13 protein-coding genes are annotated in these 10,716 nt (G+C 64.6%); 1 reads left to right on the top strand and 12 read right to left on the bottom strand.

The features are described 5' to 3' along the window. The 5 genes from QM712_RS28140 to pdhA form a co-directional block, all read right to left on the bottom strand. A partial coding sequence (locus QM712_RS28140; RefSeq protein WP_415026416.1) for a biotin/lipoyl-containing protein occupies positions 1-374 on the bottom strand: 374 nt, incomplete at its 3' end. 62 nt (positions 375-436) lie between these two features. Further along, the gene (locus tag QM712_RS28135) at positions 437-601 is read right to left on the bottom strand and encodes a hypothetical protein (RefSeq protein ID WP_415026415.1); all 165 of its coding nucleotides are present in this window, start codon (positions 599-601) and stop codon (positions 437-439) included. Positions 602-603: 2 nt separating this feature from the next. After that, positions 604-906, bottom strand: coding sequence for a DUF5076 domain-containing protein (locus QM712_RS28130; protein WP_415026414.1), 303 nt, complete (start codon positions 904-906; stop codon positions 604-606). A gap of 5 nt (positions 907-911) precedes the next feature. Next, entirely contained in the window at positions 912-2,312 is a 1,401-nt protein-coding gene (locus QM712_RS28125) for a pyruvate dehydrogenase complex E1 component subunit beta (protein ID WP_415026413.1), read from the bottom strand. A gap of 29 nt (positions 2,313-2,341) precedes the next feature. After that, positions 2,342-3,364, bottom strand: a complete 1,023-nt coding sequence (gene pdhA, locus QM712_RS28120) for a pyruvate dehydrogenase (acetyl-transferring) E1 component subunit alpha (protein ID WP_415026412.1) — start codon at positions 3,362-3,364, stop codon at positions 2,342-2,344. Positions 3,365-3,418: 54 nt separating this feature from the next. Here pdhA and QM712_RS28115 point away from each other — a divergent pair, with 54 nt between their 5' ends. Further along, positions 3,419-3,664 carry a hypothetical protein gene (locus tag QM712_RS28115; RefSeq protein ID WP_415026411.1) on the top strand — a complete coding sequence of 82 codons (246 nt, stop codon included), beginning with the start codon at positions 3,419-3,421 and terminating at the stop codon, positions 3,662-3,664. Here the strand turns inward: QM712_RS28115 and adh are convergent. From adh to QM712_RS28080, 7 genes are all read right to left on the bottom strand, one after another. Continuing rightward, positions 3,634-5,151 (bottom strand): aldehyde dehydrogenase, encoded by a 1,518-nt coding sequence (gene adh, locus QM712_RS28110; RefSeq protein WP_415026410.1) that lies wholly within the window; start codon positions 5,149-5,151, stop codon positions 3,634-3,636. The two genes, QM712_RS28115 and adh, sit on opposite strands and share 31 nt — an antisense overlap. A 328-nt stretch (positions 5,152-5,479) precedes the next feature. Then, positions 5,480-6,439: a GAF domain-containing protein gene (locus QM712_RS28105; RefSeq protein WP_415026409.1), complete on the bottom strand. Its 960-nt coding sequence runs from the start codon at positions 6,437-6,439 to the stop codon at positions 5,480-5,482. A gap of 365 nt (positions 6,440-6,804) precedes the next feature. Next, a complete protein-coding gene (locus tag QM712_RS28100; protein ID WP_415026408.1) occupies positions 6,805-7,122 on the bottom strand; it encodes an FtsB family cell division protein in 318 nt (105 codons plus the stop codon). Positions 7,123-7,266: 144 nt separating this feature from the next. Continuing rightward, positions 7,267-7,818: an NADPH-dependent FMN reductase gene (locus tag QM712_RS28095; protein ID WP_415026407.1), complete on the bottom strand. Its 552-nt coding sequence runs from the start codon at positions 7,816-7,818 to the stop codon at positions 7,267-7,269. Between the two features lie 166 nt (positions 7,819-7,984). Then, complete coding sequence (locus QM712_RS28090; protein ID WP_415026406.1) at positions 7,985-8,977, bottom strand: MBL fold metallo-hydrolase; 993 nt, start codon at positions 8,975-8,977, stop codon at positions 7,985-7,987. Further along, the gene (locus tag QM712_RS28085) at positions 8,974-9,378 is read right to left on the bottom strand and encodes a helix-turn-helix domain-containing protein (RefSeq protein ID WP_415026405.1); all 405 of its coding nucleotides are present in this window, start codon (positions 9,376-9,378) and stop codon (positions 8,974-8,976) included. Before QM712_RS28085 ends, QM712_RS28090 begins: the two co-directional genes overlap by 4 nt. 181 nt (positions 9,379-9,559) lie before the next feature. Further along, positions 9,560-10,699, bottom strand: coding sequence for a zinc-binding dehydrogenase (locus QM712_RS28080; protein WP_415026404.1), 1,140 nt, complete (start codon positions 10,697-10,699; stop codon positions 9,560-9,562). Positions 10,700-10,716 lie beyond the last annotated feature (17 nt).

The following is a 10,716-nucleotide window of genomic DNA, read 5'->3' as shown; positions in this document are numbered from 1 at the left end:
GGTGCGGCCTTGGGCGCGGCCTGCGCCGGCGCGGGAGCCGGCGCAGCGGCGGGAGCCTCCACGGCCTTCTCGGCTTTCGGGGGCGCGGCAGACGCGCTGGGCTTCGCGGCACCAGCAGCCTTCACGTCCTCGCCTTCGCCGGCAAGCACTGCGATCACGTCGTTGACCGGGACATCCTGCGTACCCTCTGGCACGAGGATCTTGGCGATCGTGCCCTCGTCGATGGCCTCGACCTCCATGGTCGCCTTGTCGGTCTCGATCTCGGCGATGACATCGCCGGATTTGACCTTGTCGCCTTCCTTCTTCAGCCACTTGGCGAGGTTGCCCTTCTCCATCGTCGGCGAGAGAGCGGGCATCAGGATGTTGATGGGCATGCTGACCTCACGAAGAACTTCTCAAAACGTCGCCCCCGGAAGCGAGGACGAACAGACCAGGTTTAGTTGCCGATGCCGCCCTGCCAGGGGCGGTCATCGGCGGGATGAGTGGCGGCGTGGTGGACGGTGCCGCGGAACGCGATCGCGCCGGATTCGCGCAGGCAAGCTCGCACGATCGAGGCTTTGGCCGTTGCCGTGACATCGAAATGATGGGTTTCGATCGCCACGGTCAGTGCCCCTTGCCGCGCGGCGTCGTGGTGCCGGTGTCGGTGGGACGTTCGATCTCCGCCTGGAACATCTCGAGGATGCGGTTCAGCACATCCTCCTCGGTGTACTCGCTCTCGCGCGCATAGGCGCGCGCGGCATGGCGGGCGAGGTCGACCAGCAGCAGGCCCCACATGTCGGGTTCCTCGAAGGCCCGCTGGAACGCCATCGACAGCCCGCCGTCCAGCACGAACACGCGCAGGATCTCGACCGCATCGTCGCGGGCGATGACGTCGGGCGGCAGTGGCTGCTCCTTCGGGCCCGCCATGGTCTCTACCTGTAACAGACGGCTTTGGCAGCCTCGACCACTTCAGCCGCCGACGGCAGCGCGAGCTTCTCCAAATTGGCGGCGTAGGGCATCGGCACGTCTTTGCCGGAGACGCGCGCAACCGGTGCGTCGAGATAGTCGAAGGCGTTTTCCATGATGCGCGCGGCGATCTCGGCGCCGACACCGCTCTGCGCCCAGCCCTCTTCCACCGTGACCGCACGGCCGGTCTTCTTGACGGAGTTGATGATGGTCTCGGTATCCATCGGCTTGAGCGTGCGCAGGTCGATGACCTCGGCTTCGATGCCGTCCTTGGCAAGCTCGTCCGCGGCCTTGAGCGCGTAGGTCATTCCGTTCGACCAGGAGACGATGGTGACGTGGCTGCCGGAGCGCACGACGCGCGCCTTGCCGATCGGAATCACGAAGTCGTCGAGCTTCGGCACTTCGCCGGTGTGACCGTAGAGCACTTCGTTCTCGAGGAAGATCACCGGATTGGGGTCGCGGATCGCGGCCTTGAGCAGGCCCTTCGCATCGGCGGCCGAATACGGCGCGACGACCTTGAGGCCCGGGATATGCGAGTACCAGGACGAGTAATCCTGGCTGTGCTGCGCGGCGACGCGCGCGGCTGCTCCATTCGGGCCGCGGAACACGATCGAGCAGCCCATCTGGCCGCCGGACATGTACAGCGTCTTGGCTGCGGAATTGATGATCTGGTCGATCGCCTGCATGGCGAAGTTGAAGGTCATGAACTCGACGATCGGCTTCAACCCCGTCATCGCGGCACCGACACCGACGCCGGCGAAACCGTGCTCCGTGATCGGCGTGTCGATCACGCGCTTGGCGCCGAACTCCTGCAGCAGCCCCTGCGTGACCTTGTAGGCGCCCTGATACTCGGCGACTTCTTCGCCCATCACGAAGACGTCGGCGTCGCGGCGCATTTCCTCGGCCATCGCATCGCGCAGCGCTTCGCGGATGGTCTGCGTCACCATCTCGGTGCCGGCGGGCACTTCGGGATCGGGCTCGGCGACCACCTGCGGCGCGGGCGCAGCCTTGTGCTCCGAAGCCTTCGCGGGCGCTTCGGCCTTGGCGGCAGCGGGAGCTGCGGATTCCGCGGCCTTCTCCTGCTTGGCGGGGGCGGGCGCCTTGGCGAGATCGGCGGCGCTCTCGCCGTCGGCGAGGATCGTCGCGATCGGCGTGTTCACCGCGACATCAGCGGTGCCCTCGGGAATCAGGATCTTGCCGAGCGTCCCCTCGTCGGTCGCCTCGACCTCCATCGTCGCCTTGTCGGTCTCGATCTCGGCGATCACATCGCCCGACTTGATCTGCTCGCCCTCTTTCTTCAGCCATTTGGCGAGGTTGCCCTTTTCCATCGTGGGCGACAACGCGGGCATCAGCACTTGAATTGGCATATCGACTCCAAAAAAAAGCTTGCGCGCGTTCAGCGGTAAACGTCGGTCCAGAGCTCGGCGGCATCCGGCTCGGGGTCATGCTGGGCAAAGTCTGCGGAGGCATTGACGATGTCGCGCACCTCGGCGTCGATCGCCTTCAAATCCTGCTCGCTGACCTTGGCCGCGAGCAGGCGGTTGCGCACCTGCTCGATCGGGTCCTGGTCGTGGCGGACTTTTTCGACTTCCTCACGCGTGCGGTACTTCGCGGGATCCGACATCGAATGGCCGCGATAGCGATAGGTCTGCATCTCCAGGATGAAGGGACCCTTGCCGGCGCGGCACCAGGCCGCCGCCTCCTCGCCCGCGGCCTTCACGGCGCGGACGTCCATGCCGTCGACCTGCTTGCCCGGAATGTTGAAGGACACGCCGCGCTTGGAGAAATCCTGCTGCGCCGAGGCGCGCGACACGGCGGTGCCCATGGCGTAGCGGTTGTTCTCGATCACGTAGATCACGGGCAGCTTCCAGAGCTCCGCCATGTTGAAGCTCTCGTAGACCTGGCCCTGATTGGCCGCGCCGTCGCCGAAATAGGTGACGCTGACATTGCCGTTGCCGCGATAGTTGTTGGCGAAGGCGAGTCCCGTGCCGAGCGAGACCTGCGCGCCGACGATGCCGTGGCCGCCGTAGAAATGCTTCTCCTTGCTGAACATGTGCATGGAGCCGCCCTTGCCCTTGGAATAGCCGCCGCGACGGCCCGTGAGCTCGGCCATGACGCCGTTGGCCTCCATGCCGGTGGCGAGCATGTGGCCGTGATCGCGATAGCCGGTGATGACCTGATCGCCTTCCTTCAAGGCCATCTGCATGCCCACCACCACGGCCTCCTGGCCGATATAGAGATGGCAGAAGCCGCCGATCGCGCCCATGCCGTAGAGCTGGCCGGCCTTCTCCTCGAACCGCCGGATCAGGAGCATGTCGCGGAGCGCCTTGAGCTCCTGCTCCTTCGTGAATTCCGGGGGCGAGCCGCCGTCGGTCTTGTCCTGTGGGGCGTTTGCGGCGGCTTTCTTGGGTGCGGCCATGAGAATTCCGGGTGAGAGAAAACGTTCGTCCTCTCTAACCCAACTCAAACGCCCTTGGAAAGCACTGCGGCCGCATGGCACGACATTCATTATGCCGCACTGCAACGTGATCGTAATATTGCAAAATCTTTGGCGCCGATCGGGCAACAAATCTATCGCACCGGCGCGCACGCGCAGATTCGTGACAAGGTCAAGAAAGTGTTGATCCCGACCAGCTGCCGATGTCGGGAACGGACGGCACCGAACCGGCGCCGCCCGCTCCTGCCCGATCAGAAGAAGCCGAGCTTCTTCGCGCTGTAGCTGACCAGGAGATTCTTGGTCTGCTGATAGTGATCCAGCATCATCTTGTGGGTCTCGCGGCCGACGCCCGATTGCTTGTAGCCCCCGAACGCGGCATGCGCGGGATAGGCATGATAGCAGTTGGTCCAGACCCGGCCCGCCTGGATCGCCCGGCCGAACCGGTAGCAGCGGTTGGCATCGCGGCTCCAGACACCGGCTCCCAGGCCATAGAGCGTGTCGTTGGCGATCGCGAGCGCCTCGTCGTCGTTGCTGAAGGTCGTGACCGAGACGACGGGACCAAAAATCTCCTCCTGGAAGATCCGCATCTTGTTGTGGCCCTCGAACACCGTCGGCTGGACATAGAATCCGCCGGCGAGATCGCCGGTGAGATCGGCTCGCGCGCCGCCCGCGAGCACTTTCGCGCCCTCCTGCTTGCCGATGTCGATGTAGGAGAGGATCTTGGTCAGTTGCTCGCTCGAGGCCTGCGCGCCGATCATGGTGTCGGCGGCCCGCGGATCGCCCTGCTTGATCGCCGCGACGCGCTTCAGCGCCCGCTCCATGAAGCGATCATAGATGTCCGCGTGAACCAGCGCCCGGCTCGGGCAGGTGCAGACCTCGCCCTGGTTGAGCGCGAACATGACGAAACCTTCAATTGCCTTGTCGAAGAAATCGTCGTCCTCGGCGGTGACGTCGTTGAAGAAGATGTTGGGCGATTTGCCGCCGAGTTCGAGCGTGACGGGAATGAGGTTCTGGCTGGCATATTGCATGATCAGCCGGCCCGTCGTGGTCTCGCCGGTGAACGCGATCTTCGCAATGCGCGGGCTCGAGGCGAGCGGCTTGCCGGCCTCCACGCCAAAGCCGTTGACGATGTTGAGGACGCCCGGCGGCAGCAGGTCGGCGATGAGCTCGGCCCAGACCATGATCGAGGCCGGCGTCTGCTCGGCCGGCTTGAGCACGACGCAATTGCCCGCTGCGAGCGCCGGCGCGAGCTTCCAGCAGGCCATCAGCAGCGGAAAATTCCACGGGATGATCTGGCCGACCACGCCGAGCGGTTCGTGGAAGTGATAGGCGATCGTGTCCTGGTCGATCTCGCCGATCGTGCCTTCCTGCGCGCGCACCACGCCGGCGAAATAGCGGAAGTGATCAATCGCGAGCGGAACGTCGGCGGCGCGCGTCTCGCGGATCGGCTTGCCGTTGTCCCAGGTCTCGGCGATGGCGAGCGCCTCGAGATTGTCTTCCATGCGGTCGGCGATCCGGTTCAGGATCGCGGCGCGCTCGGCCACGCTGGTGCGCCCCCAATCGGCCTTCGCCGCATGCGCCGCGTCGAGCGCCGCCTCGATGTCCTGCGCGTCGGACCGCGCGATCTCGCAGACGATCTGGCCGTTCACCGGCGAGGCGTTGTCGAAATACCGGCCCGACACCGGCGCGACGAATTTGCCGCCGATGAAATTGTCGTAGCGTGCGGCGAAGGGAACCTTGGTGACGCTGAGGAATTCCACCTTGTTCATTGATCTCTCCCGATGTTGCTGCTTGCGCGGTCCGTCGCGTTTGGCGACTTGCACCGACGATCTCGCGGGAGGTGTTTTCTGTCAGCCCGGGGAAAAGCGATGGGCGGCCGGACCTGTCGCAGTTCTGCGACAGGTAAAGCCGGGTGCACACATGAAGCTCACCCTGATGAAGGGCTTGCCATCAAGTCAACGGCAGCATGGGCGGCATTCGCCGCGTCCGCATCGTCATTGCGAGCGCGACGACACAAGCCAGGCTGCCCCGGCGGAGAGACTCTGGATTGCTTCGCCGCTTCGCGCCTCGCAATGACGGAAGTGCAAACCGCAGCGCTCAGTGCTTCAGATCGAACCGCTTGAGCTTTCTGTGCAGCGTGGCGCGGCTGACGCCGAGGGCCTTGGCGGCGGCCGACACATTGCCGCCGGCGCGGAGCAGCGCCCGTTGCAGCACCGCGCGCTGCCCACCGGCGAGATGATCATGCGCGATACCTCCGCCGAGAAGATCGTCCGCAGGCACCGGCTGCAACGGCCGGCCGGGCGCGATCCCGAGTCCCACCCGTGCTGACCGGGTCGCGCCAATGACGAGATCATCGGCATCGACCGCGACGAGACCGCCCGGCTGACCGTCGGCACCGGGAGTCAACACGATACGGGCATGCGCAAAGGCCCTGCGAAACAGGTCAGCTTCGATGCGCCTCGCCGCTTCGCCCACCGCAAGCGCGATCAGGTTGGAAAACGCATCGGTGCGATCAGCGCGGCAGGAGGAAACGTCGAGCACCCCGGCAAAGGCCGCCTCATGGTCGTAGATCGGAACCGCAGTGCAGCTCAGAAGCGTGTTGCGAGTGAAGAAATGCTGGTCGCGGTCGATCGTCAGCGGACGCTGCTCGACGACGCAGGTGCCGATGCCGTTGGTGCCCTCGTGCTCCTCGCTCCAGAGCGCGCCGGTCCAAAGCCCCCAGGACTGGAACGTCGCGTCGTCCGCGGGCGTGCCGCGACGGTCAACCGGTACGCCGTCACCGTCAGCGAGCAGCACGCAGCAGCCGGCCGCACCAACCGCCTGATAGAGACGGTCCATGGCGCCCTGCGCGGCGGCGAGCAGCGGCGCGATGCGCTCGCGCGCCTGGAGCAATTCAATGTCGGTCAACCGCGTCGGCTGGGCGCGGCCGGCAGGATCGAGATGATGCAGCCGGGATGATCGACGCCACGAGGCGACCAGCGCTGAGCGCGCCGCCTGGCCTGACGCAATGGCGGCCTCGACGCGGGCCGCGTGATGCCGGGACATGGGCCCATTCATCACTGTTTCCTCCGGAAGACAGTCTGTGCTGTGCCGGTACGGCCCGATTGATCTGCGTCAGCCTTGGGCAGCGGCAAGGAAAGGCATGGGCCCGTTCCGGGTCTGCCGTCAAGGCTGCACGTCGGTTCCAGGCTACGACTTTCGGTAGAATGCGATCACACCCAGTCGGTTTGAGCTGGAAACTTTCGAAACGCGAAAAGCGCTAACCTTCAAAGCACGGCGTGACTTTGCGCGTTTCGGTCGATATTCGCTGCGCGGCGAGTTCGGAAAGCAACGCAAGGTCGTCACTGCCCGTATGCATGGAGAGACGGCGATAGCCGACGCTTGCGAGCCGGGCCAGCCCAATGTCGTTCCGAGCGAGCGCCCTAGTTCGGCGGGGTCATCCGAACGAGATCATGCGGATTGGCGTAGTCGAGCTGGAAACGCGCCCGCTCGTCCAGCATGTCCGGGTCGATCCTGCTGGAACGCAGCAGCGAAACCCGTTGCTCACTCTTGACGCGCTCGCGCTTGAGCTGCGCCAGTTCACTTGTCAGCGCGATGATCTCCTGATCGAGTTCCTGACGGGCGTTGAGGCCGTATTTGCCGGTGTAGGCGTTGACGCCGAAATAGCCGACGATCGCGGCCGCCATCGTGTAGAGGGCAAGACCGGTCAGGATCGATTTCAGGCGCGCGCGGGAGACCATTTCAGCAACATGGGACAGGTTGGTTAAGGGAGTGCTAACCACCCTGCCCCGCGACGCGAACGTCGGGCCAACCAGCCGCCGAAACGAGAATGGCCGGGACGAGCCCGGCCATGACGTCGAGTCGAGCAGCCTTGGCTGGAAGCCTCAGCCGTGATGCTTCGCAACGTGCGCCGCGAAGGCGTCGATGTAGGTCTGGAGCACGGTCTTGAGCGAATCCTTGACGAGATTGCCGTCCGCATCGAAGGCGTCGCCGACGGCATTCAGGTAGATCTCCGGCTGCTGCAGGATCGGGCCGGCGATGCCGGGCAGGATGTTCTGCAGGGTCTTCGCGGCGCTGACGCCGCCGAGCGGACCGGGCGAGTTGGAGATGATCCCGACCGGCTTGCCGTTGAACGAGCTCTTGCCGTAGGGACGCGAGGCAACGTCGATGGCGTTCTTGAGGACACCCGGGATCGCGCGGTTGTATTCGGGGGTGATGAACAGCACGCCGTTCGACTTCTGCAGTTTCTCGCGGAACGCCAACCAATCCGCGGGCGGCGCGGCTTCGAGATCCTGGTTGAAGAAAGAGATGCCCGCCGGCGTGATGACCTCGAGCTTGAGAGAGGCCGGCGCGAGCTTGGCGAGCGCATTGCCGATCTTCAGCGAGAAGCTGTCCTTGCGCAGGCTGCCGGCGATCGTGACGATATTGTAGGCCATGGGGTGTCCTTGAAACCTTGAGCGGGAGTGCCGGGGCGGCACTTAAGCCATCTCGGCTGATGGATGCAAGTGCATGAACCAGCCGTATTTGGAAACGCTGAGTTTCTGGAAATCGCCGCCCGAAACGATCGAGCCGCGAGGCGGCGGCCCGATCCTCGAAGCCGGATCAGATCGTGGGATTCCAGGCCGACGGAATCAGACGATATTTGGCACCGTCCTTCTCGACATGGCCGACCGAGGGGAACGTGAAGTGGAAGCCGATCACGGTCGCCTTCTCCGCCGCCGCCATGTCGTAGAACTTGTGGCGGGTCTCCTGCGCCAAGGCGGCGTCGGTATCGAACATCACATGCCAGCCCGGATTGCGCAGGAAGAATTCCGGAATGTTGGTGACATCAGACTGGATCAGCACCCTGCCATCGCCTGAGGCGACCGCGAACGAGGTATGGCCCGGCGTGTGGCCCGGTGTCGCGATCGAGGTGATGCCCGGCGCGACCTCCTTGCCCCAATCATATTTGGTCACCTTGCTCTCGAGTCCGGCGAAGGTCTTCTTCACGTTGGCAAAGTAGTTCTTCATCATCGCGTTGGACTCGGCCTTGGCGGCGTTGTCCTCGCTGGTCCAGAACTCCCAGTCCTTGCCCGGGACCATGATCTCCGCGTTCGGGAATGCGAGCGTGTTGTCGGCCAGCCGGATGCCGTTGGTGTGATCGGGATGCAGATGCGAGAGCAGCACGATGTCGATGCTCTTGGGATCGACGCCGGCGGCCGAGAGGTTCAGCAGCGTGCGGCCGACCGCGCCCTTGCTCGGCTCCAGATTGGCGGCGCCGTTGCCCGCATCGATCAGCACCAGCTTCGAGCCGGTGTTGATGAGCTGCGGATTGAAGGGCACCGTGACCATGCCCTTCGGCATGTAGGACGCCTCGCCTGCGGCCAGCGCTTCGTCCTTCGGCACGTTGACGACGAATTTGTCGGGCATCGGGAAAGTGCGCGCACCATCGTTGATCGAGGTGCACTCGTAGCTGCCGACCTTGTAGCGATAGAAGCCCGGCGCCTGCGTGCCGCTTTGCGGCACTGCGGCAGCGGCCGGGCGCAGGCCGGTAGCGGCAGCCGCGCCGACAGCGGCGGCGCCTGCGAGCAGATCACGACGATTGAGATCGGTCATGGAGATGTCCCCTTCTGAGCGCCTTGCGGTTTTCCGCTTTCAATGGCGGCGAAATAATCTCTCGCTTCACTCAGAAGGCAAGACCTCTTTTGGGTGACCCGCCGTCGCAGGTCACGACAATTTATTCGAAGCGGTGGGGAATTTTTCGCCGCCGGCAGATCAACGCGCGTACCGCTTCGGCGCATTGCGGTAACGCGTTTGAAGACATGCCCGAACGCTTTCTCCGAGGCGTACCCGACATGCGCTCCGGTTGCCGACACGGTTGCGCCGCGCCGCATCCAATCACATGCGAGCCGCATCCGCCATCGCAAGAGGTAGTCGAGCGGCGCCAGTCCCGTCAGCGACCTGAACCGCTTTGAAAAATGCCGACCGCGACATTGCGGCTTCAGCGGCCAATTCATCCAGGCTCCAGGGGCGCGCGGCGTCAGCCTGATCGCCTTGCCGATCCTCGCATCGACCAACGTGCCATCGCGAAAGCCATCGGCTTCGCCATAGCGCAGCCGGACAACGTGGATGTCGGCGAGAACGTCATTCGCCCGACGGCCCAGGCCTGATCGCGATCAGGCCTGATCCCGTTTCAAATCAGGAGGACTTGTTCGGGTTGATGAGGAATTTCTCGCCGGTGGCCCGCTTGGCGTACACCGCGATGTTGGCGGGATCGAGCACCTCGGTCAGCGACACCACCTTGGTGTAGTGGCTGGCGAAGGTGGTCTTGAGCTCGGACGCCACGCGCTGCCGCAGCCGGCCGATGTCGGCCGGACCGATCTTCTGCAGGAACGGCGTGAGCAGCCAGCCCCCGACGCCCCAGCTCAGGCCGAACGACCGGTTCAGCTCGGTCGGGCGCGTGTCGAGGCTGCCGTAGATGTAGACCTGCTTGTACACGTTGGAGCCGTAGCGGCTGTATTCCTTCGCGGTCTTGTTGGCCGCGACTTCCATCGCCGTGAGGATCTGGCCCGCAAGCTTGCCGCCGCCGATCGCGTCGAAGGCGATCGTGGCACCGGTCTCGACCAGCGCATTGGTGAGATCTTCCATGAAGCTTGGCGCCGAGGAATCGACGACGTGTTTGGCGCCGATCTTGTGCAGGATGTCGGCCTGCTCCCTGTTGCGGACGATATTGACGAGGCCGATGCCGTCCTTGATGCAGATCTTGTTGAGCATCTGGCCGAGATTGGACGCCGCGGCCGTGTGCACGAGCGCCTTGTGGTTCTCACGCCGCATCGTCTCGGTCATGCCGAGCGCGGTCAGCGGATTGACGAACCAGGACGCGCCATCGGCCGCCGTGGTGCCCTGCGGCAGTTCCATGACGTCGCGGACCCTGAGCACGCGGTACTGCGTGTACATGGCGCCGCCGATCATCGACACCGTCTTGCCCATCAGGGCCTTCGCGGCATCCGACGATCCGGTCCTGATCACGGTGCCGGCGCCTTCATTGCCGACCGGCATCGATTGATCGAACCGGGCCGCCATCATACGCATGGCCGCTTCCGGCATCGTCGCGGTGACGACCGGCATGTCCTTCGTGCCGGACGCCTTGGCGGCCGACATGTCCGCGGCCCCGATCAGGAGGCCGAGATCGGACGGATTGATCGGGGTGGCCTCGACACGAACGACGACCTCGTCGTCGGCAGGTTCCGGCGTCGGAATGGTCGCCAGGGACAATTCCAGCTCGCCGCTCTTCTTCAGCAGCGAACGCAATTGCAGTCCGGTCTTGCCGTCGCTCATGTCGATCCTCCCTTGTC

Origin of the sequence: Bradyrhizobium sp. (genome assembly GCF_047605465.1) — a bacterium.
GTDB lineage: Bacteria > Pseudomonadota > Alphaproteobacteria > Rhizobiales > Xanthobacteraceae > Bradyrhizobium.
This window is presented reverse-complemented; position numbering and strand designations above follow the sequence as displayed.

Coding starts and splice junctions, on each gene's coding strand:
- QM712_RS28105 (WP_415026409.1), bottom strand. CDS start 6,439: ATGAATGGGCCCATGTCCCGGCATCACGCGGCCCGCGTCGAGGCCGCC.
- QM712_RS28100 (WP_415026408.1), bottom strand. CDS start 7,122: ATGGTCTCCCGCGCGCGCCTGAAATCGATCCTGACCGGTCTTGCCCTC.
- QM712_RS28095 (WP_415026407.1), bottom strand. CDS start 7,818: ATGGCCTACAATATCGTCACGATCGCCGGCAGCCTGCGCAAGGACAGC.
- QM712_RS28085 (WP_415026405.1), bottom strand. CDS start 9,378: ATGAATTGGCCGCTGAAGCCGCAATGTCGCGGTCGGCATTTTTCAAAG.
- adh (WP_415026410.1), bottom strand. CDS start 5,151: ATGAACAAGGTGGAATTCCTCAGCGTCACCAAGGTTCCCTTCGCCGCA.
- QM712_RS28130 (WP_415026414.1), bottom strand. CDS start 906: ATGGCGGGCCCGAAGGAGCAGCCACTGCCGCCCGACGTCATCGCCCGC.
- QM712_RS28080 (WP_415026404.1), bottom strand. CDS start 10,699: ATGAGCGACGGCAAGACCGGACTGCAATTGCGTTCGCTGCTGAAGAAG.
- QM712_RS28125 (WP_415026413.1), bottom strand. CDS start 2,312: ATGCCAATTCAAGTGCTGATGCCCGCGTTGTCGCCCACGATGGAAAAG.
- pdhA (WP_415026412.1), bottom strand. CDS start 3,364: ATGGCCGCACCCAAGAAAGCCGCCGCAAACGCCCCACAGGACAAGACC.
- QM712_RS28090 (WP_415026406.1), bottom strand. CDS start 8,977: ATGACCGATCTCAATCGTCGTGATCTGCTCGCAGGCGCCGCCGCTGTC.